The organism is Breoghania sp. (assembly GCF_963674635.1).
Classification (GTDB): Bacteria; Pseudomonadota; Alphaproteobacteria; order Rhizobiales; family Stappiaceae; genus Breoghania.
Genome location: NZ_OY771475.1, coordinates 2,842,209 through 2,861,459, shown reverse-complemented (window position 1 = coordinate 2,861,459; position 19,251 = coordinate 2,842,209). Strand labels below are relative to the sequence as shown.

Here is a 19,251-nt window from a genome sequence, read left to right as displayed (position 1 = left end):
TCAGACTCTGTCGCTGGTGCGTTCGGGGATGAGGCCGGTCGGCTTCCACGCCATGATCGCGATGACGACGGCGAAGGCGAAGACGTCCTTGTAGGCGGAAGCGAAGGGCAACACGGCGGAGCCGATGACCTGCAGGGCGGCAAACAGGAAGCCGCCGAGAATGGCGCCGTAGAGATTGCCGAGCCCGCCGACAATGGCCGCGGAGAAGCCGATCAGGCCAAGCAGCACGCCCATTCCGAAATTGATTTCGCTGTAGTAGAGGCCGTTCATGATGCCGGCGAAGGTGGCGACACCGGAGCCGATGGCGAAGGTCGCCAGAACCACGAGCATGTAGTTGATGCCCATGGTCTTCGCGGTCTCCTCGTCCTGCGCGACGGCGCGGATGGCGAGGCCGAGGCGGGTGCGGTTCAGCACCAGGTTCAGCCCGGCAATGAGCGCGAGGCCGGACACCACGAGGATCACGCTGTCGGCGCGCAGCAGAAAGCCGTCAAGGTCGATCGATGCGCTGGGAAGCAGCGTGGGAAAGGCCTTGGGGTTGGAGCCGTTCGGGTAGAACAGGCGCACCGCTTCGCGGATCGCGGTGCCGAGCATCAGCGTGATGAGAAGCGTGTTGAGTGCGGGCGCCTTCTTGAGAGGCAGCACCAGCCACTTCGCGATCATCGCGCCGACCGCCGCCGTCAGGGCGAGGCTGGCGACAAGAAGGATGATCAACTGCAGCCAGGGATTGACGATGCCGATGGCTTCCAGGCCGAGCCAGAAGGTGAACCCGGCAAAGGTACCGAGCATCAGCACGTCGCCGTGGCTGAACTTGATGACGTCGAGGACGCCGAAAAAGAGCGTGAAGCCGACGGCGACGAGCGCATACATCGTACCGAGCATAATGCCGTTGGCCAGGTACTGAGCGATCAGACCGAAATCCATGATCGGAGCCTTTGATCCGTTTGAGACACGACCGGAAAGACCCCGGACCGACGGGGCCGGTCCGGGGGTGGTGATGGGGAGTGCATTTTTCAGGCGAAGAGGATCACTTCTCGCCAGGGAGCTTGCGGGTGCCGGCGGCGTATTCGCTGTCCGGCCACAAGACCCAGGCGCCGTCCTGCGCCACATAGGTGGAGATCAGGGCGACGGTGTTCTGGCCGTGCTCGTCAAAGGTGATGGGGCCGGTGATGGACTTGTGGTCCTTGACCTTCGACATGTAGCCGACAACCTTCTTGCGGTCCGCGCCGACTTCCTCGATGGCGTCGATCAGCAGGTTCGTGGCCGCGAAGGCGAAGGGGCCATAGGCTTCCGCCGGGCTGTCATACTTGGCCTTGGCGTATTCCTCGATGAAATACGCGCCGCCCGGCAGTTTCTCCGCCGGGGCGCCTTCCAGGAAGGTCAGCGTGCCTTCCGACAGATCCGTGCCAAGGCCATCGAAATAGGCTTCGGACTTGATGCCGGAAACGCCCTGGAAGACGGCGTCAATGCCGAGCTTGTCCATCTGCTGGCGGACGCGGATGCCGAGCGGGGTCAGACCGGCGAAGTAGACCACTTCCGGGTTCAGTTGCTTGATCTGGGTCAGCTCGGAGGTGAAGTCCTGCTGGTCGGACGTCACGCCGAACGTGCCGAGGATCTCGCCGCCGTCCTCCTTGAGGAACTTCTGGAAGTACTCGTTGTGACCCTTGCCGTAGTCGGTGGTGTCGTGGATGACCGCCCAGGTCTTGTAGCCAAGTTCACGCATGAACTTCGCGGCCGTCCCGTTCTGGTTGATCATCGTGCCGTTGACGCGGGTGATCTCGGGATAGTCGTTGCCGTAGGTAATGGCCGGGAGCACCGCGCCCCATACCGTCGCCGGCAGGCCGAAGCGGTGATAGATATCAACCGTGCCCATGGCCACCGCGGAGCAGTAATGGGTGACCGCGCCGATGACGCGCCGATTGGCGGCGAGCTTCGTGGCGACCTGCACACCGACATTCGGCTTGCATTCGTCGTCCAGAGCCTCAAGCTCATAATGGTACTTGGTGTCGGGATCGGCATTGCGCAGCGCGACGGCGAGCTCCGCGGAGTTGCGCCCGCCGAGTCCGACGGCGGACACGCCACCTGTCAGCGGGCCGATGAAACCGAGCTTCACCGTATCTTTTGCGACGGCGGGGCTGCCCAGCGCGATACCCACACTTGCGGCAGCGACCAGTACAGTTGACCGCATCACGCCGAGTTTATTCCAATTCATGTCGTTGTCCCTCTGTTGCTATTCGTATAACTTTTTGAACAGATCGACTTCTCCGGTCGTCTCGCAAGGCATCGTGCCCAGTGACCAGAAGCCTGTCGTAAATTTGAATGTCATTCAACTTTTATATGCTCGAAGCTGAAAAAGTGAGCGGTATTCAAATTTTCTGTCTTGGATTTCATCAGTTTGAGGGGACATGAGCACAAGGAATGGGCGGCGGGGCTTGAGGGGAATGTTCCGGTCCGGAGCCGCCACCGGCGGCCGAAGGCGATTCCTCGGCAATATGCAGGCTTCGAGCGAGGAGGCGTCCGAGCCCGTATCGACGGTCGGTCCGACTGGCGCGTCCGGCTCCGTCGGCGCGATTTCAGGTGGCCATGAAAGCTCCATGCACAGCGAAGGCGCACACGACGCCCAGACCATGTCGGACCTCGGCGCGCGCATCCGCGAAGCGCGCAAGAGCAAGAAGATGACCCTGAGGGGGGTGGCCGAGCAGGTCGGCTGTTCGCCCTCCATGCTCTCCAAGATCGAGACCGATCAGGCGACGCCATCCCTGCGCACACTGCACCGCATTGCCGCGGTGCTCGACACCTCCATCATCCATCTCTTCGGTTCGGAAGACACCGGTGGCGAAGAGATCACGGTCATCCGCCACGATCAGCGTCCGGCCGTACGGGTCAGGCGCGATGGCGGGGCCTCGATCCTGCTGGAGCGCCTCTCTCCCTCGATGCCGGACCTAATGCTGTCCGCCAACATTCACACGCTGGAACCGGGCGCCGAGAGTGGCGGCGATATCCAGCATGCCGGACAGGAAGTGGGCTATGTCCTGCAGGGCAAGGCGGAGCTTGTCGTGGCGGATAATCTCTATGTGCTGGAGACGGGAGACAGCTTCTATTTTTCGTCGAACCTGCCCCATCGCTACCGCAATCTCGATGAGGGCGTGACCCGTATCCTGTGGGTGGCGACGCCGGCGACGTTCTGAGCGGTATCGGGCGCGAAGCGGATCACGTTCCGTGCGACGATTCCGAGGGTCCGTTGGCCCGTGTGGTGTTCCGCAGCAAGGTGGCGAACCTAGAGCTTCATGGCCTGAATGACGGCCGGCCCCATGATCACGGCGAACAGCACCGGCAGGAAGAACACGATCATCGGCACCGTGAGCTGCGGCGGCAGGGCAGCAGCCTTTTTCTCGGCCATCTGCATGCGTTCCGCGCGGTTCTCGTCCGCCATCACGCGCAGGCTGGTTCCCAGCGGCGTTCCGTAGCGTTCTGCCTGGATAAGCGACGTGGAAACCGCCTTCACCCCGTCCAGCCCCGTGCGGGACGCAAGGTTCTCATAGGCCTTGCGACGTTCCTGCAGATAGGAAAGTTCCGCATTGGTGAGGGCAAGCTCCTCGGCCAACGGGATCGACTGCGACCCGATTTCTTCCGCCACCTTCTTGAAGGCGGCTTCGATGGACATGCCCGATTCCACGCAGATCAGCATGAGATCCAGTGCGTCCGGCCAGGCGAGGCGGATGGACAGCTGGCGCTTCTTGGTCAGGTTGGTGACATAGATGTTCGGCGCATAGAAGCCGAGCAAAGCCACCATCAGCGAAAAGGAAACCTTCATGCCCGCCGGGTGAGAGGTCTTCAGAACCACAAAGAAATAGAGCAACGCCAGTATGAACAGGACAATCGGCATGATCACGCGGGCGAACAGAAACGTGTAGAGCGCCTGCTGGCCGCGCAGACCCGCCACGCGCAGCTTCGCGACGGTCTTCTCGTCGACCAGAGCATCCTTGAGGTTCAGCCTGTCGACGAAGTTCCGCAGGTTCTGCTTGGGCTCATGGCGCAATGAGACCTTGGCCTTTTCCGCCGCTGCCAAACGGGACCTTTCGCGCGCGCGCATCTCGTCGCGTTCGAGCGCGACGGACTTCATCCGCTTTTTCAGCGTGTCACCCTCGAATGCGGGCAATGCAAGCGTAATGATCGTCGCTGTCACCGCAAGAGCGGTCAGGGCGGCGATCAGGAACTGCTGGTTGAGAAGCAGGGACATGATGGTGTCGATCATCGTGTTTCCTCCTCAGATCTCGAAGTTGATCATGCGTCGCATGATCAACACGCCGCACAACATCCAGAAGGCGCTGACGCCAAGAATGATCTTGCCGATCGGCTCCACGAACAGGACCGTCATGTAGCCGGGGCTGGTGAGATAGATCAGCAGGGAAACGATAACCGGCAGTGAGCCGATGATCCCTGCGGAGGCCTTGGCTTCCATGGAGACGGCCTGGATCTTTGCGCGCATCCGTTTGCGTTCACGCAGAACCTTGGACAGGTTGCCGAGAGCCTCGGAGAGATTGCCGCCCGCCTGTGACTGAATGGCAATGACGATGGCGAAGAAATTGGCCTCCGGCGTCGGCATGCGTTCTGGCAGGCGACCGACGGCGTCCGCCAGCGGCATGCCCATTGCCTGAGCCTCAACGATCTTGCGAAACTCGCTGCAGACCGGTTCGCGGGCCTCCGATGCTATGACGCGCAGACAGTCGCCCAGCGGCAGGCCTGCCTTGACACCGCGGACGATCACGTCCACCGCATTCGGCAATTCTTCCAGGAACGCTTTCTTGCGCCGCTTGCGCATGTGATTGACATACCAGCGCGGCAATCCCAGGAATCCCACGAAACCGACGCCTGCCACAACGTAAAGCGGCAAGCCCTTCATCAGCGCAAGAAGCGCCACGATGGAGCCCGACGCGATGCTGACGAGAATGAACTTACGGCGGGACCAGGAAAGCCCGGCCTGCTGGATCCGCGTCATCAGCGCCGGATCGTTGCTTTTCTTCGCCTTCGCCTGCTGGCGTTGCTCGATGTCTTTCAGCGATTCCTGGATCGACTTGCGGCGCTTGTCGGCATCCTGTGCGGTGCGGCGATCAGCAACGACCTTCATCCGCGACGTGGAGGCTTGCGCCATGCGTTTCGCCTGTCGGCCGTCACCCGACAAGCGCGGCTGAAGCAGCGCATACAGAACGCCGCCCGTCGCGAAGATGATCAGGCCGACTGCGGCGATTATGGTGATACCCGGCGAAAACATGTCGCGTTCCTGGATCTTCGCGCCTTCGCATCGGCATAGCCGTCACGCATGCGCGGATGCGCTTCTCGTATCATGCGGCCCCGCAAGCGCGGCCCGTCGTCGTCCCTCTGGCCGCAAGGGCCTTGTTTCAGGCGGTTTCGCGCTCTGCCAGTTCGGCCGCGTCGAGCGCTTCCGCGAGGCGTTTTTCCTGGCCGAAATACCGAGCCTGTTCCCAGAATTTCGGACGCCCGATCCCCGTTGACTTGTGGCGCCCGATGACCTTGCCGTTGGCGTCCTCGCCGATGATCTCGTAGATGAACACGTCCTGCGTGACGATGACGTCGCCTTCCATCCCCACCACCTCGGTGACATGGGTGATGCGGCGCGAGCCATCGCGCAGACGCGCGGCCTGCACGATCACGTCGACGGAGGCCACGATCATTTCGCGGATCGTGCGCGAGGGCAGGGCGTATCCGCCCATGGTGATCATGGATTCCAGACGAGAGAGCGCCTCGCGCGGACTGTTGGCGTGCAGTGTGCCCATCGAGCCGTCATGACCGGTGTTCATGGCCTGGAGGAGGTCGAAGGCCTCCGGGCCACGCACTTCGCCGACGATGATGCGTTCCGGGCGCATACGCAGACAGTTCTTGACCAGGTCGCGCATGGTCACTTGCCCCTCGCCCTCAAGGTTGGGCGGGCGGGTTTCCAGCCGCACCACATGGGGCTGCTGGAGCTGCAATTCGGCGGCGTCTTCGCAGGTGATGATGCGCTCATCGGTATCGATGTAATGCGTCAGGCAGTTCAGGAGCGTGGTCTTGCCCGACCCCGTGCCGCCGGAAATCAGCACGTTGCAGCGCGATTTGCCGATGACCTGCAGCACCGTCGCGCCTTCCGGCGTGATCGAGCCGAAGCGGACAAGCTGGTCGAGCGTCAGCTTGTCCTTCTTGAACTTACGGATGGTCAGGGCCGGACCGTCGATCGCCAGCGGCGGCGCGATGACGTTGACGCGCGATCCGTCGGGCAGGCGCGCATCGCAGATCGGGCTTGCTTCGTCGACGCGCCGGCCGACCTGACTGACGATCCGCTGGCAGATATTCATCAGCTGCTGGTTGTCGCGGAAGCGGATCGGCGTCTGGTGAACCTTGCCCTCGGTTTCGATGTAGATCGTGTCCGCACCGTTCACCATGATGTCGGCGATGTCGTCGCGCGCCAGCAACGGTTCCAACGGGCCATAGCCAAGAACGTCGTTGCAGATGTCGTCCAGCAGGTCTTCCTGCTCGGCAATCGACATCACCACATTCTTCAACGCGATGATGTCATTGACGATATCGCGGATTTCCTCGCGCGCGGATTCCGCGTCGAGCTTGGCAAGCTGCGACAGGTCGATCGTGTCGATCAGGGCCGAAAAGATCGAGGTCTTGGTGTCGTAATATTCTTCCGAGCGCGGACGCTTCGCGGCTTCCGGCGGCCGGGGCTGGGATGCCGGGTCGAGGCGGCCGCTGTCAGGCAGCGATGACGGCATCGGCGCATCGTTTCTCGCAGCCGCCAGGGGGGGCGACATCGGCTCGGGTGCAGGCTTGGGCGCACTCGTCGCCGGTGTGCCGGATACGCGTGCGGGCGCTCCGCCTTCCTTCGCTCCGAAACTGCCGCGTTTGCCGAACATCTAAAGACTTCCCCCTGTTGCCGCGCCGGTCAGCCGCGGCCCCGCAGCTTCTTCAACAGCGGCCCCAACGCCGACTTGCGACGTGGCTGCCGGACCTCCGACCGCCCCGTCGTTATCTGGGCAAGATTGTTGATGGTGCTCACGACGTCGCTCTTGCCGCCAAGTTCGGCGATCATCTGCCCGTTGTTCGATGCCGTGCCGAACAGCTGGGGATCGAACGGAATGCTCGCATCCACCGTCAGCTCCAACGCACTGGCGAAATCCGCCGCCTTGATTTCCGGCCGCTTGGGCACACCCACGCGGTTGAGAACGAGATGCGGCGGGTGGTCGTTGGGCCGCAACTGGCGCAGCTTGTCGGCGAGGTTCTTGCCGTTTCGCAGATTGGCCAGATCCGGTTCGGCGACGATCACCACCTCGTCGGCGGAGCACAGGAGCGACTGTACCCACGCGGTCCACATGTGCGGCAGATCAAAGACCACCGTCGGCACGCCCTGACGCATCATGTCGACGACCTGCGCGAAATCCTGCTCCTGAAAATCGTAGGGGCGCTCAAGCGCAGCCGGTGCGGCCAGAATGGACAGGTTTTCGCTGCATTTCGACAGCAGCCGGTCCAGCAGCATGTCGTCGAGCCGGTCGGGCGAAGAGACCGCTTCCAGAATGCCCTGGAGGGGATCCTGATTGAAATCCAGCCCGGCGGTGCCAAAGGGGAGGTCGAAATCGGCCAGAACCACTTCGTTCTCGAAGTTGCGGGCAATCGACCAGGAAACATTGTGGGCGATCGTGGAGGCGCCGCAGCCGCCCTTGGCGCCGATAAAGGCGATGGAGCGACCGAGCGGGTTGCCTTCGGGATCGCCAAAAATCTCGCTCACCGTCGCGATCACGTCGAACAGGTCGATCGGGGTAACGAGATATTCGCTGATGCCACGACGCATGAGGTCGCGATAGAGCACGATATCGTTGGTTGCGCCGATCACCACCACTTTCGTGCCGGGGTCGCAAGCCTCTGCCAGGCTGTCGAGACCCACGGCCAGCGCATCCAGCGTCCCGTGCATCTCCAGAATGATCAGGTTCGGTGTCGGAGCGGACTGGTAGAAGTCGATCGCGGCCGAAAGCCCGCCCATATGGACCTTGGTATGCGCCTTGGCCATGCGGCGATCTTCCGCCGCCGCCTCGATGGCCGCGGCAACCGTCGGGCTTTCGCAAAAAGCCTGAATGGAGACGCGCGGGACGGGCCTCAGTTCCAGACCGGTCCCACGTGCGCCGTGGTCCTCCATGGCATTCATCTCGTCCGGATCGTCAAGCAACTTCGACTGTTGCGTCAACTCGTTCATCACAACTGGCCTCACTGCCCGACTTCGCTGACCTTGGCGCCGACGCCTTCGGTGTATTTGCCACTCGGGTTTTCGCCCCCGCGATACTTCTCATGCACACTGTCGCGGCGGAGCCGGTCGCCCGGGCCCATCGCGCGCGGCCGCAGCAGATCGACCGGATCATCGATCATGGCGGCCAGATTGGTCTGGGTCGCGCAACCGAAGTCGGGATGATCTGAATTGTCCGCATCCGAGGTGATGGATTCCGTCCACCGCCCGCAGGCATGAACCGAGGCCTTGACCTTGGGATAAGCAAGGCGGATCGGGGCGATGGCATAGGGATCATCAACCGGATAGGCACGGATCTCGATGTTCTGAGGGGGGATGCCCGATTTCGCCAGCGTGTGACGAACCTGTCCGGCAACCGAATGGGCGGCAGCCTCGTTCCCCGAACCCGATGGCACGAGGATCTCCACATGCCGCGCGCCACTGCGACGCGCCTCGCGGGCGAAACCGCTGACGGCATGCGCCATGGAGCGGGAGATGCGCCGCGTCTCCGCGCTTACGGGCAGATCGAAGGTTTCCGCCTGTTCGGCGATGACGATGGGGTGGCGCAGCCGGTAATCGTGTTTTGCAAGTTGTTGCGTCGTCGGATTGGTCTGGCACCCGGCTGTCAGGAGAACGGCGGCCGCCGCCATTGCGAGGCCTGTCAGGCGACGCGGGCGGCACCCCGTCGTGATGCGGGACGCACGAACAGGCGTCTTGCGGGCCGGGGCCTCCAGAGCAGGCGCGTCGTGAGCCATAGCCATGCTGCTGTCCTCACTCATAGATGAAGCCGACCTGGCCCTGATAGGTGCCGGCGGGCGCGACCGGATCGACCCGGTAGACGCGGTTGAGATGATCGAAGAAGAGGGCTTCCGCATCGTGCGGGGGCGCGAGGTTCGCGTCCGGGCGGGCGATCTTCGAAGGAGAGGTGGGCTTGACCGTGTAGGGGGTCACGAAGATGACCAGTTCGGTCTGATTGCGTTGGAAGTCGCGGCTCTTGAAGAGCGAACCAAGGATCGGCAGCTTCGACAGGCCCGGCACCTTGGACAAAGTGTCCTCGTAGCCGTCGCGCAACAGGCCCGCCATGACAAGGGCACCGCCAGACGGCAGCTCCACGGTCGATTCCGCACGCCGAACCTTCAAGGCGGAAATGGTCAGTCCGCCGATATCGACCGCGCCATCGGACGTCAGTTCGCTGACCTCTGTCTTGACCCGCAGGCTGATGCGCCCGCTCGACATGACGATGGGCGTGAAGTCAAGGCCGATGCCGTAGGGCTTGAATTCGACCTGGATGGTATCGTTGTCGCGCGAGACCGGGATCGGGAACTCGCCGCCCACAAGGAAACTGGCGTTCTCGCCGGAGATGGCGGTCAGTGTCGGCTCCGCAAGGGTGCGCACAATGCCGTCTTCCTGAAGGGCGTTCAGATAACCGGTGATATTCGTCGCGCCGGAATTGAAGCCGAGGCTTGCAATCGCGCTATCCAGCAGTTTGCCGCTATAGCCGCCAGTATAGTTGCCGGAGCCGATCGAGACATTGTCGAAGTCAATGCCGAGTTGCTTGACCACCGTGCGTTCGACCTCGGCGATCGTCACCTTGAGGAACACCTGTTCCTTGCCCATGACGCTCAGCATGTTGATGACATTGATATTCTTGCTGTCACCGGAGACCATGTATCCCTTGGCGATGTCCATCGCCTTCTGGGCGTCGAGCGGGGTCTGGACCGAGCCTGAGACGATGATCGCGCTGTTGGCGATTTCCGCATGCACGTTGGAGCCGGGAACGAGACGTTTGATCAGGCTGTTGAGTTCGCTGGTATCCTGCGCCACCGTCAGGTCGAGGCTGGCGATCTGGCGGCCGCCTGTGCCGAAGAGGAAGAGGTTCGCCTGACCAGGCGCGACGCCGAGAATGAACACGCGATGGGGGGTTCGCACGATGGCGTCTGCGACTTTGGGATCGGAGACCAGAACATCGGCCACGGCATCGCCGGTCTCCACGACGACCGAACGGCCAATGCCCACCGAAAGCGGCCGTGCGACTGCGTTCTCGCCGGTTGAGATACGCACCTTCTTCGGGAATGCGTTCTGGGCATCTGCGGGAGCGCCGGTCGCAAGCAGGCTCGCCAGGGCGAGACTTGCGGCGACCAAAAGGCCTTTCAAAACCGCTCCGCGGACCATCGGTTCACTCCTTCAAGCGCGGCTTCACTACCGCGTGGATTCCTGCGTGGTGACGCCGAAACGGACAAAGTTCACGCCACTGTTGCTCGTCACGGCATTGTCATTGTCGGCGATCGCATCCTCTGCACTGCGCAGCGTCAGGGCGATGGTGCCAAGTTGCTGGGATTCGGTGATGATCTCAGCCTGCGTCTGATCGAGTTCGAGCGTCGCCGTGCGGTTCGGCGGAAGAGACTTCTCGTCGCTCTCGCTCTTCGTCTTGGTATCGATGGCCAGAACGCGAACGTTCTGGAGGATGGTGCGGCTGACAGCCCCACCGGAGCCGCGCCGACCGGACTTGGTCAGGATCACGTCCACATGATCTCCTGGAAGAATGAACCCGCCCGCCGTCGTGACCGCTTCCACCGAGACGGCGACTGCGCGTTTGCCTTTCGGCAGGATCGCGGACATGAAGCCCCGGTCGGTCTTGATCAGGCGCTGTTCGCGGATCGGCTCGCCGGCAAAGACCGGTGCCCGCGCGATCCGCCCGGCCATCTCGACCCGCGCATCGGGGTTCTCCTGTCGGGTGATGAAGCCGGTGGTCACACTGCCTTTCGGCCAGGGCTGCCAGGACATTTCCGTCTCGCGGAGCACGGAGCCCAGCTGAACGTCTTCCGCCGCGATCAGCACATCGACCGTATCGATGACCGACTTGAGCTGCACCGTCTCAACGGGCTCCGGCGCGGGAGCGGACATGTTCAGCATGAGGTTCGCGGCCACCAGCCCCGCTCCCAATGCAACAACCAGAACGCCAATACGCGCGAGCTTCATCGCCACTTTCCTACTCGTTTACTCTGTCGCGCCTTGACGGGGGTGAACCCAGAGGCACCACAGTGGGACTTAGTTTTCACGGGAAATGGATAAATTATAGTTAACCGGTCAATACGGTTAGGAATTGACATAGTTTACATATTGGTTGTTATTGTTTTGTTAAATCTCGTATATTCAGAAGTATATAATGGATAACAAATAGTTAAACGTAATGTTAATTTGATACATATATAAATAACTTAAAGTTAACCCAGCAAGTTGATCCAGATTGACTTCGGGTATACGGCCAGCGCCGACGCTGCCAGTGCCAGCCCGTAGGGAATGCCCTCTGCAAGTGTGTGCAGACGGTCGATCCAGACCACACGTTCAGCGGCTTGCGGGAGCGGGACATAACGGAAAAGCATCAGCGCTATTGTCAGGATGCCCCCGAATACTGATGCGAAGACCACAAAGGCCAGCAGCTGGGGCAAGCCCAGCCAAAGTGCAGCCACGGCGGCGAACTTTGCGTCGCCTCCGCCGATCCAGCCGAATGCAAAGAAGGCAAAACCGACGACAAGCATGATCAGCCCGGCCCCCAGATGGCCTGCCAGGACGGAGGGGTTCCAGCCGATGGCGAAGGGGGCGGCGATGCAAAATCCTGCCAGCAGGGCCATCGTGATCCGGTTGGGGATCTTCATCGTGAGCAAGTCACCGATCCCGGCAAGCACGGTTATCAGCGGGAAAAGAAAGAACAGCGATTGGTTGAGCATGAGGCCTCTGCGTCCGTCGGCTTTCAAAAGCTTGACTGGACGCTTAAGGCATGAGGCTGAATATCGCGTTAAACGACAAGTAAGAATAATGCAGCACGGCAGAAAAGACTGGTTCTGGAAAAGCAAAGCGCGAATGACTTCAACGGGTCATTCGCGCTTCGATCGCTTATGGTGCAGACGCTCAGTAAAAGCAGCTTGTCCGGATAAAATGATCCGATCAGCTACACAGGCGCGCGATTAGCCGCCGGTGCCGCCGGTGCCACCGGTGCCGCCGGCGCCGCTCAGCGCGTCGGAAACAGACTGGAACGTGCCCTGCAGGCTCCCGCTCATGGTGCCCAGAATGCCGATGAGAGCGACAGCCACGAGGGCAGCAATCAGGCCGTACTCGATAGCGGTAGCGCCAGATTCGTCCTTCGCGAAACGGGCAAGAAGGGTCTTCATGGTTTAGCTCCTAAATCCACGTGGTTTTGACAGCACCTGTTCGGCGGGCTTGTTGTTTGTTTGCCGCTCGAAACTGAGTATGAAACCTAACGCTCAGTCGTTTCGATCAAGTTAATATGAGGCGGTCTTTTGCAATACACGAAAGCAAGAGCAGGCATGGTTAAGGAATGGTTGTAATAAAACCGAGATGTCGAGTGTTTCGCGAAATGCGTCTCTGGGGAAGGAGGCGTGAATGAATACTGCTAATGTTGGGCGGCGTGCATTTGAATTTTGTTAATCACGATGGGCGCTGGGTTGGCAAGCTGGTTTGGCAAGAAGCGTGGGGCTGGCTCATCCGGTCAGACCTCGGTCCGCAATCGACACAAATACCGGCAATTGGGAAGAGTGAGATCGCAACAAATACCATGTTTGTTTTTCGCAAGTCGGTTCCGTCATTCACGACACGAGCTCCCATAGCGTTAGGCATTCCTTCACCAAAAACCGGCAGGATCGAGGACTGCCAAGCACAGAAAGCATAAGCGGAGAGATCCATGCGTTCCTCAATTCTGCGGGCCCTGCCGGTCGTTACCGGTATTGCTGCCTCCGCCCTTTGCGCGGCCCTGTCCTGCGCGCCGACTTATGCTGAAGGCGTGGTCAAGGTGGTCACCGATCGGGCGAAGGTCTTTCGGATAGACGAGCCGGCGGACACGATCATCATCGGCAACCCCGCCATCGCGGATGCCACGATGCATGACCGCACCACCCTGGTGATCACCGGAAAAGCCTATGGCACGACCAATCTGGTCATTCTCAACAAGGCAGGCAATCCGATCATCGATGAAGTCATCGCGGTTGAGCCGCCGGGTGGATCGGTGGTCACGCTCATGCGCGCGAAAGAGACCTACAGTTACGACTGTACGCCTGCTTGCAAGCCGCACCTGAATATCGGTGATGATAAGGAATTCTTTGACAATACCTACAAGCAGGTCTCGCAGCGCCGGGCCCTGTCTGAGGGGGGCGGCGAAGGTCAGTCCGGTCAATAGTGTCCGTTCTTGTGAGAAGGCCTGCCGTTACAACCGATCTGTCGGCGGCCTCCGGCTTGAAACGGGTGGAGCCGCAAGGCAGCAAGAATGACGCATGAAGGTCGAATGAAGAACGTGAGTTCGCGGCATATGAGCCCGAGTGGGCTGTTGGCGCGCAGAGCGTTCACGGTTTTCCGTCGCGCTTGCCGCGATGAATCCGGTGTCACCGCCATCGAATTCGCGATGGTTGCCGTTCCTTTCTTCGCGCTGATCGTGGGCATCATCGAAATCGGCCTGATGTTCTTTGCCGGTCGCATTCTCGACAATGCAACCGCCGACGCCGCACGCCTCATTCGCACCGGCCAGGCGTACACGCAAAACTTCGATGCGGCGGCGTTCAGGGCGTCCGTGATGAGCGAATTGCCCAGCTTCTTCACCAATGATCGCTTGGCGATCGATGTGCGGACCTTCGAGACCTTTGCCGGGATCAACTCGCGGCCACCGGTTGAGGACGGCAAGCTCAACAACGACAACTTCACCTATGTCAATCCGGGGCCGTCGCAAATCGTCGTCGTGCGGGTTTTCTATCGCTGGCCCTACACAGGGTCCTACATGGGGGTCAATTTCGCAGATCTTGATGATGGAAGTCGTCTTCTCGGGGCTGTGCAGGCCTTTCGGACCGAACCGTTCCCCGAGCGCGCGGGTGGGAGTTAAGCCATGACGGAGAAGGGGTCCGGTTTGTGGTTTCGTGCCATCCTGCCATCACGTTTCATCGAATGTCAGCGCGGGGTGGCGGCCGTCGAATTCGCCCTCATCCTGCCGGTTCTGATCTTGCTTCTTCTGGGCGCATCGGAATTGACGCGCGCTCTCACCTACAACCGCAAGGTCACGCAGGCCGGATATACCGTTGGCGATCTGGTCGCCCAGAGCGATTCTGTTTCCGCCTCTGATGTCACCGATATCTATGCCGCCGCCGGTGCGATCATGCAGCCTTATCCTTCCGACGGGCTCAATGTCGTCATCGCCAGCGTGGTTTTCGATGAGGACGCGAACGCGACCGTCGCGTGGAGCTGCACGAACGGGTCCGGAGCCTGGCCGACCGGCGGTTCTCCTCCAATCACGATCCCCGACGGTTTGAAACTCGCCAATACGTCCCTGATCATCACCGTGTCGTCCTATTCCTACCGGCCGACATTCGATGCGATCATTCCCAATGGCATCGAAATGGGTGAGACTTTCTTCCTGCGCCCGCGCCTTGTGGAAACGATCAGCGATCCCGGCTGCTGACCGAGGCGTTTTTCAGTTCGCACTCGGGTGCCTACTATCTCGACGCTGCCTCCCGCAACGTGATATTGCATTGCAATAACGCGTCTCGATCCTGCACTGGGCGATCATGCCCCGCAGCAGGGCATAATGTGGTTCAAGTGCAGGGCGATAAGCATGGTCGCAAACAAGACCTATGACGAGATCAACGTCGGTGACAGCGCGAGCATTACCCGCGTTTGCACGGCAAACGACCTTTACATCTTCGCCAATGCCTCCGGCAATCTGAACCCGCTCAACCTGCCGGATTTCGATCACAACGGGGACGGGCGCAAGAACAAGGCGCTTGCGCCTGCCATGTGGGTGGGGGCGCTCGTATCCGCGGTGCTCGGCAATGTGCTGCCCGGCCCCGGCACCATCTATCGGTCCCAGAGCTTCCGCTTTCTGGAGCGCGTTCATGTCGGCGAGACGCTGACCGTGACCGTCACCATCCTTGCCAAGGAGCCAGACAATCTCCTGCGCGTGGGCGCGCGTGTCGAGGATGCTGGCGGCAGGTTGGTCGCCGATGGTGAAGGGATGGTGGAAGCGCCCGCGCGCAAGATCATTCTCGATGATCACGAAGTGCCGCAGATCCTGGTGGAGCGACACCAGCATTTCAACCAGCTGATCGCACGTGCGCAGACGCTGGAACCGCTGGCGACCGCCGTTGTCTGGCCGGACGAGGCCTCTTCGCTGAACGGGGCGATCCTTGCCGCGCAAGCGGGCCTCATGCAGCCGATCCTGATCGGTCAACGCGGGGCCATGGAAGCTGTTGCGGAAAAGATCGGCCAGTCGCTGGACGGCTGTCAGATCGTGGAGGCGGATAGTGAGGTCGAGGCGGCCAAGACGGCCGTGTCGCTGGTTCATGCAGGGCGTGCCGCTGCGATCATGAAGGGCCATCTCCACACCGACACGTTGCTGAAGCCGATTATTGCTCGCGATCACGGCCTGCGCGACACGCGCCGCATCACCCATGCGTTCATCATGGATGTGCCTGGCCGCCCCGCTCCGCTGATCATTTCCGATGCCGCGATCAACATCGCTCCGAACCTGAGCACCAAGGTCGACATTACCCAGAATGCGATCGACATGGCGCGGTCCATGGGTGTGGAGACGCCGAAAGTCGGTGTCCTGTCGGCTGTGGAGACGGTGAACCCGTCCATTCCCTCAACGCTTGATGCCGCGATCCTGTCGAAAATGGCGGAACGTGGTCAGATACGAGGCGGCATCGTTGACGGGCCGCTCGCCATGGACAATGCGGTCGATGTGAATGCGGCCCGTACCAAGGGCATCACGTCTCTTGTGGCCGGGCATGCCGATGTGCTGATCATGCCGAACATGGAGGCTGGCAACATGCTGGCCAAGGAACTGACCTTCATTGCACATGCGCAAGCGGCGGGCGTCGTTCTGGGGGCAAGAGTGCCGGTGATCCTCACCAGCCGGGCCGATGACGACCGCTCCCGCCTTGCATCCTGCGCGCTGGCCTTGCTCTTTGCACATTGGCAGAAGACGGGCGTTGCGGCGGTCAGTCCGGCGGAAGAGGAGCCCGAAGCTCTCACCGGAGCGCCCCGGCGCTTCGACACCCCGGAAACGGTTTGACGGCAAACGGTCTCAATTGGGCGAAAAGGCGTGCAGCAGCGGGGCGTAGTCGTCGCGGCTGATGGCCACGAAGCCGCTGGAAAAGGCTGGCTCAGCGGCATCATATGCCTCCGGGTCGGCCTGCAACAGGTCGAACAGGGCGGCGCGCAGGAGCGATTTCAGGTCTTCCGGCAGATTTGCCCTGACCACCTGCGGCGGGTGCGGGATCGCATCCGATTGCCAGACGATGCGGACATCGCCCATGGAAAGCGCGCCGTCGCGCACCATCCGGTGCAACGGCCCGCGGCTGTAGCCTTCAGCCTTGTCGCCGGCCAGGCTCGACCATGCGAAGGCAACGTCATAGTCCCCGCGCAACATGGCGGAAATGGCCGCCCGCGGGCTGGCGGCATGGTTTTGTCGTGCGAAGAAGCGGGTCGTGTCGATGCCTTGCGCGCGCAGGGTTGCGACCGGCAGCAAATAGCCTGTCAGGGAAGTCGGTTCGGAAAAGACGACGGCCTTTCCCTCCAGATCCACGAGCCGGCTAAGGTTTGATCTGGCGGGCGCGAGCGCGATTGCATGATAGGCGCGTGTTCCGTCCGCCGCCTGCGGTGTCGCCAGCGGTTCAAGGCAGCGGCACAGGGCCCAGCCCGTGGAGAAGGCGGATGCACTCATGCGGGCATAGTCGATCCGGCCATTGACGATGGCGTCGATCAGGGCGCGGGTGTCGCGCGCCGGGATCAGCTCCACCGGCAGGCCGAGCGTCTCCTGCATGTGGAGGCGGAACGGATCGGCCATGAGCAGCTCGCGCCCGGTGCCGCTTGGCGCCAGTATCCCGATGCGAAGGACATTGATTTCCTGCCGCCACTCGGGAAGGGAAGGGCGCGAAAGCGTCTCGATTTCGGGGCGCGTCTCGCTCTGAAGCGTCGGCAAATCCGCCGGTTCGGAGCCGGGGGCAGGATCTTGCGACAGCGCAGGCGCGCCGAAGCCCGCAACCGCGCAGCTGAGCACCAATGCGGCCAAATGCTTGCGCAGGCTCATGTCTGCACTCCGTAAGCCCGTTCCGCGATAATCAGTGCCCCAGAACGAGCGCCGCTCCGGAAAACACCAGGAACCCGCCCACCGCCTTGTTGAGCGCGCCGCCAATGGCGGTCTGGTTGATGACCCCGCTCAGGAGCGTGCCCGCGGCGACATAGATCGCGATTGCCACCGTCTCCAGACACAGGAATGTGCCCCCGATCCAGACAAACTGGGGGGCGGCGGGCTGGGAGAGGTCGAGAAACTGCGGGAAGACCGCGGTGAAGATCGCGATCGCCTTGGGGTTGGTGATGGCAATGAGGAAGTCGCGGCGCATCAGCGAACGGATGTCCTGCGCCGCGGGCATGTCCGTGGTGTCGACCCGGGCCCGCAACATGTGAAAACCCACATAGACCAGATAGGCCGCGCCCACATATTTGATCACGGTGAAGGCGACGGCTGAGGCGGTCAGGGCCGCGCCAAGCCCGATCGCAGTCAGCGTGATCAGGAAGGCAAAGGCGGGCAGCCGGCCGAGCGCTGCCAGAAAGCCAGGCCAGAAGCCGAGCCGGGCACCGGTCGCGAAGGCGGTGATGTTGTTGGGGCCGGGCGCCATGTTGAGCGCGAAGCAGGCGGGAATGAACAGGAGCCACGACATGGGAAAACCTTGGCCGGAAGCGTGAGAGGAAATGCGCGAATGCGGCGCTTCTCATGCTCCCGGAGGGTGTCCTCCACAAGGTGCCAAAATGCCACCCCTGCCCTGCGTTTTCTGCATGCCCTGTCATTGTGGTTCGCGGTTCTCCGCCAAGGCCCGGCCGGACCGGATAAGGGCCGGGCCGGGCAAGGTGTTCAGTGCGCCGTTGCAGGCTCAGCCGCCTTCGAACCCGCTCAACACATTGACGCAGTTCACGCCCAGCGCATCGATGGCATATCCGCCTTCCATCACGAAAAGCGTCGGCATCTTGAGCTTGGCGATCCGTTCGCCCGCACGGGTAAAATCGTCGCTCACAAGCTTGAACTTGGAGATCGGGTCCTTCTCGTAAGGATCGAGCCCCAGCGAGACGACGAGCACATCGGCACCGAAATCCGCAACATCCTTGCAGGCCTGGTCGAGGGAGGCGCCCCAGACCGACCAGTCCGTGCCATGCGGCATGGGCCAGTTGCGCGTGTAGCCTTCGCCCGCCCCCGCGCCTGTTTCGTCCTGGTAGCCCAGGAAATAGGGATATTCGACCGCCGGGTCGGCATGCAGAGACAGGAACTGGACGTCGGAGCGCTCGTAGAAGATCTCCTGCGTGCCGTTGCCGTGATGGTAATCGACATCGAGGATGGAGACCTTCTCGGCCCCGTTGTCGCGCAGAAACTGGGCGGCAATGGCGGCATTGTTCAAGAAGCAGTAGCCGCCGAACCGATCCGTCATGGCGTGATGGCCCGGCGGGCGGCACAGCGCAAAGGCATTGGGCAGGCCCTCGGCCACCATCTTGGCCGCCGTCAGCGCCGTGTCGGCGCTCACCTTGGCGGCTTCCCAGCTGTTCGGCCCAATGGGCGTCCCGGCATCGAAGGAATAGCGCCCGAGCAGGCCGTCCACATGGCGCGGCGTCACGTCGGCGCGCAGGCCCCGTGTCGGCCACACGAAGGGAAAGGCTTCGCCGCTGCGGCCTTCGGCCTCGTAAAGTGCGCGGAAGCCTTCCATGAAGTCGAGATAGTCGGCGTCATGGACGCGCTCCAGGGGCGTACGACCGAAGGCCACCGGGTCGATGATGTCGCCAAGGCGCACTTCGCGAATGCGGTCGCGCACATATTCCGCGCGTGAGGGCAATTCGACCGCCGGAACCATTGCTCCGTCGGACAACTCCACGGAGGGGGTGTGGAGGAGCTGACGTTCTGAGAACACGGATTTCATGTTGTTACTCTTGAAAGGGTG

Annotated in this window: 19 protein-coding genes; 5 read left to right on the top strand and 14 right to left on the bottom strand. The window is 61.7% G+C overall.

Annotation, left to right across the window (positions count from 1 at the left end; translation table 11 throughout):
- Together ABGM93_RS12450 and ABGM93_RS12445 are read right to left on the bottom strand one after the other, a co-directional pair.
- On the bottom strand, nt 1-921 hold the full coding sequence (locus ABGM93_RS12450) for a branched-chain amino acid ABC transporter permease (protein WP_319772488.1): 921 nt from the start codon (nt 919-921) through the stop codon (nt 1-3).
- A 103-nt stretch (nt 922-1,024) separates the two neighbouring features.
- Nucleotides 1,025-2,209: a branched-chain amino acid ABC transporter substrate-binding protein gene (locus ABGM93_RS12445; protein ID WP_321499890.1), complete on the bottom strand. Its 1,185-nt coding sequence runs from the start codon at nt 2,207-2,209 to the stop codon at nt 1,025-1,027.
- A gap of 280 nt (nt 2,210-2,489) precedes the next feature.
- Between ABGM93_RS12445 and ABGM93_RS12440 the strand changes: the two genes are divergently transcribed.
- Entirely contained in the window at nt 2,490-3,185 is a 696-nt protein-coding gene (locus tag ABGM93_RS12440; RefSeq protein ID WP_321499888.1) for a cupin domain-containing protein, read from the top strand.
- Nucleotides 3,186-3,274: 89 nt separating this feature from the next.
- Here ABGM93_RS12440 and ABGM93_RS12435 read toward each other — a convergent pair whose 3' ends face one another.
- The 9 genes from ABGM93_RS12435 to ABGM93_RS12395 all read right to left on the bottom strand — a co-directional run bounded on the left by ABGM93_RS12435 (nt 3,275) and on the right by ABGM93_RS12395 (nt 12,438).
- Complete coding sequence (locus tag ABGM93_RS12435; RefSeq protein ID WP_321499886.1) at nt 3,275-4,252, bottom strand: type II secretion system F family protein; 978 nt, start codon at nt 4,250-4,252, stop codon at nt 3,275-3,277.
- A 12-nt stretch (nt 4,253-4,264) separates the two neighbouring features.
- Nucleotides 4,265-5,269 carry a type II secretion system F family protein gene (locus ABGM93_RS12430; RefSeq protein WP_321499884.1) on the bottom strand — a complete coding sequence of 335 codons (1,005 nt, stop codon included), beginning with the start codon at nt 5,267-5,269 and terminating at the stop codon, nt 4,265-4,267.
- 127 nt (nt 5,270-5,396) lie between these two features.
- The gene (locus tag ABGM93_RS12425) at nt 5,397-6,809 is read right to left on the bottom strand and encodes a CpaF family protein (protein WP_321505868.1); all 1,413 of its coding nucleotides are present in this window, start codon (nt 6,807-6,809) and stop codon (nt 5,397-5,399) included.
- A gap of 131 nt (nt 6,810-6,940) precedes the next feature.
- Complete coding sequence (locus ABGM93_RS12420; RefSeq protein WP_321499882.1) at nt 6,941-8,242, bottom strand: AAA family ATPase; 1,302 nt, start codon at nt 8,240-8,242, stop codon at nt 6,941-6,943.
- An 11-nt stretch (nt 8,243-8,253) separates the two neighbouring features.
- Nucleotides 8,254-9,030 (bottom strand): CpaD family pilus assembly protein, encoded by a 777-nt coding sequence (locus ABGM93_RS12415; protein WP_321499880.1) that lies wholly within the window; start codon nt 9,028-9,030, stop codon nt 8,254-8,256.
- A gap of 10 nt (nt 9,031-9,040) precedes the next feature.
- The gene (locus ABGM93_RS12410; protein ID WP_321499878.1) at nt 9,041-10,441 is read right to left on the bottom strand and encodes a type II and III secretion system protein family protein; all 1,401 of its coding nucleotides are present in this window, start codon (nt 10,439-10,441) and stop codon (nt 9,041-9,043) included.
- Between the two features lie 27 nt (nt 10,442-10,468).
- Nucleotides 10,469-11,248, bottom strand: a complete 780-nt coding sequence (gene cpaB / locus ABGM93_RS12405) for a Flp pilus assembly protein CpaB (RefSeq protein ID WP_319772497.1) — start codon at nt 11,246-11,248, stop codon at nt 10,469-10,471.
- A gap of 245 nt (nt 11,249-11,493) precedes the next feature.
- A complete protein-coding gene (locus ABGM93_RS12400; protein WP_321499876.1) occupies nt 11,494-11,997 on the bottom strand; it encodes a prepilin peptidase in 504 nt (167 codons plus the stop codon).
- Nucleotides 11,998-12,234: 237 nt separating this feature from the next.
- The gene (locus tag ABGM93_RS12395) at nt 12,235-12,438 is read right to left on the bottom strand and encodes a Flp family type IVb pilin (protein WP_321499874.1); all 204 of its coding nucleotides are present in this window, start codon (nt 12,436-12,438) and stop codon (nt 12,235-12,237) included.
- 530 nt (nt 12,439-12,968) lie between these two features.
- On the opposite strand from ABGM93_RS12395, the gene ABGM93_RS12390 reads away from it, so the two are divergent.
- The 4 genes from ABGM93_RS12390 to ABGM93_RS12375 all read left to right on the top strand — a co-directional run bounded on the left by ABGM93_RS12390 (nt 12,969) and on the right by ABGM93_RS12375 (nt 16,340).
- On the top strand, nt 12,969-13,460 hold the full coding sequence (locus tag ABGM93_RS12390) for a pilus assembly protein N-terminal domain-containing protein (protein ID WP_321499872.1): 492 nt from the start codon (nt 12,969-12,971) through the stop codon (nt 13,458-13,460).
- Nucleotides 13,461-13,589: 129 nt separating this feature from the next.
- Nucleotides 13,590-14,153 (top strand): TadE/TadG family type IV pilus assembly protein, encoded by a 564-nt coding sequence (locus tag ABGM93_RS12385; protein WP_321499870.1) that lies wholly within the window; start codon nt 13,590-13,592, stop codon nt 14,151-14,153.
- A 3-nt stretch (nt 14,154-14,156) separates the two neighbouring features.
- The gene (locus ABGM93_RS12380) at nt 14,157-14,726 is read left to right on the top strand and encodes a TadE/TadG family type IV pilus assembly protein (protein WP_321499867.1); all 570 of its coding nucleotides are present in this window, start codon (nt 14,157-14,159) and stop codon (nt 14,724-14,726) included.
- A gap of 153 nt (nt 14,727-14,879) precedes the next feature.
- Nucleotides 14,880-16,340, top strand: coding sequence for a bifunctional enoyl-CoA hydratase/phosphate acetyltransferase (locus ABGM93_RS12375; RefSeq protein WP_321499864.1), 1,461 nt, complete (start codon nt 14,880-14,882; stop codon nt 16,338-16,340).
- Nucleotides 16,341-16,352: 12 nt separating this feature from the next.
- On the opposite strand, the gene phnD is transcribed toward ABGM93_RS12375, so the two are convergent.
- From phnD to ABGM93_RS12360, 3 genes are all read right to left on the bottom strand, one after another.
- Nucleotides 16,353-17,357 carry a phosphate/phosphite/phosphonate ABC transporter substrate-binding protein gene (gene phnD, locus ABGM93_RS12370; RefSeq protein ID WP_321499862.1) on the bottom strand — a complete coding sequence of 335 codons (1,005 nt, stop codon included), beginning with the start codon at nt 17,355-17,357 and terminating at the stop codon, nt 16,353-16,355.
- A 31-nt stretch (nt 17,358-17,388) separates the two neighbouring features.
- Entirely contained in the window at nt 17,389-17,988 is a 600-nt protein-coding gene (locus ABGM93_RS12365) for a LysE family translocator (RefSeq protein WP_321499860.1), read from the bottom strand.
- 210 nt (nt 17,989-18,198) lie between these two features.
- Nucleotides 18,199-19,230, bottom strand: coding sequence for a histone deacetylase family protein (locus ABGM93_RS12360; protein ID WP_321499858.1), 1,032 nt, complete (start codon nt 19,228-19,230; stop codon nt 18,199-18,201).
- Between the last annotated feature and the right edge of the window lie 21 nt (nt 19,231-19,251).

Excerpts from the sequence above, each read along its gene's own strand:
- ABGM93_RS12445 (WP_321499890.1), bottom strand. The coding sequence starts at position 2,209 with ATGAATTGGAATAAACTCGGCGTGATGCGGTCAACTGTACTGGTCGCT.
- ABGM93_RS12400 (WP_321499876.1), bottom strand. The coding sequence starts at position 11,997 with ATGCTCAACCAATCGCTGTTCTTTCTTTTCCCGCTGATAACCGTGCTT.
- ABGM93_RS12390 (WP_321499872.1), top strand. The coding sequence starts at position 12,969 with ATGCGTTCCTCAATTCTGCGGGCCCTGCCGGTCGTTACCGGTATTGCT.
- ABGM93_RS12440 (WP_321499888.1), top strand. The coding sequence starts at position 2,490 with ATGCAGGCTTCGAGCGAGGAGGCGTCCGAGCCCGTATCGACGGTCGGT.
- ABGM93_RS12375 (WP_321499864.1), top strand. The coding sequence starts at position 14,880 with ATGGTCGCAAACAAGACCTATGACGAGATCAACGTCGGTGACAGCGCG.
- ABGM93_RS12380 (WP_321499867.1), top strand. The coding sequence starts at position 14,157 with ATGACGGAGAAGGGGTCCGGTTTGTGGTTTCGTGCCATCCTGCCATCA.
- ABGM93_RS12410 (WP_321499878.1), bottom strand. The coding sequence starts at position 10,441 with ATGGTCCGCGGAGCGGTTTTGAAAGGCCTTTTGGTCGCCGCAAGTCTC.
- ABGM93_RS12360 (WP_321499858.1), bottom strand. The coding sequence starts at position 19,230 with ATGAAATCCGTGTTCTCAGAACGTCAGCTCCTCCACACCCCCTCCGTG.
- ABGM93_RS12365 (WP_321499860.1), bottom strand. The coding sequence starts at position 17,988 with ATGTCGTGGCTCCTGTTCATTCCCGCCTGCTTCGCGCTCAACATGGCG.
- cpaB (WP_319772497.1), bottom strand. The coding sequence starts at position 11,248 with ATGAAGCTCGCGCGTATTGGCGTTCTGGTTGTTGCATTGGGAGCGGGG.
- ABGM93_RS12450 (WP_319772488.1), bottom strand. The coding sequence starts at position 921 with ATGGATTTCGGTCTGATCGCTCAGTACCTGGCCAACGGCATTATGCTC.
- ABGM93_RS12420 (WP_321499882.1), bottom strand. The coding sequence starts at position 8,242 with ATGAACGAGTTGACGCAACAGTCGAAGTTGCTTGACGATCCGGACGAG.
- ABGM93_RS12395 (WP_321499874.1), bottom strand. The coding sequence starts at position 12,438 with ATGAAGACCCTTCTTGCCCGTTTCGCGAAGGACGAATCTGGCGCTACC.
- phnD (WP_321499862.1), bottom strand. The coding sequence starts at position 17,357 with ATGAGCCTGCGCAAGCATTTGGCCGCATTGGTGCTCAGCTGCGCGGTT.
- ABGM93_RS12415 (WP_321499880.1), bottom strand. The coding sequence starts at position 9,030 with ATGGCTATGGCTCACGACGCGCCTGCTCTGGAGGCCCCGGCCCGCAAG.
- ABGM93_RS12425 (WP_321505868.1), bottom strand. The coding sequence starts at position 6,809 with ATGTCGCCCCCCCTGGCGGCTGCGAGAAACGATGCGCCGATGCCGTCA.
- ABGM93_RS12385 (WP_321499870.1), top strand. The coding sequence starts at position 13,590 with ATGAGCCCGAGTGGGCTGTTGGCGCGCAGAGCGTTCACGGTTTTCCGT.
- ABGM93_RS12435 (WP_321499886.1), bottom strand. The coding sequence starts at position 4,252 with ATGATCGACACCATCATGTCCCTGCTTCTCAACCAGCAGTTCCTGATC.
- ABGM93_RS12430 (WP_321499884.1), bottom strand. The coding sequence starts at position 5,269 with ATGTTTTCGCCGGGTATCACCATAATCGCCGCAGTCGGCCTGATCATC.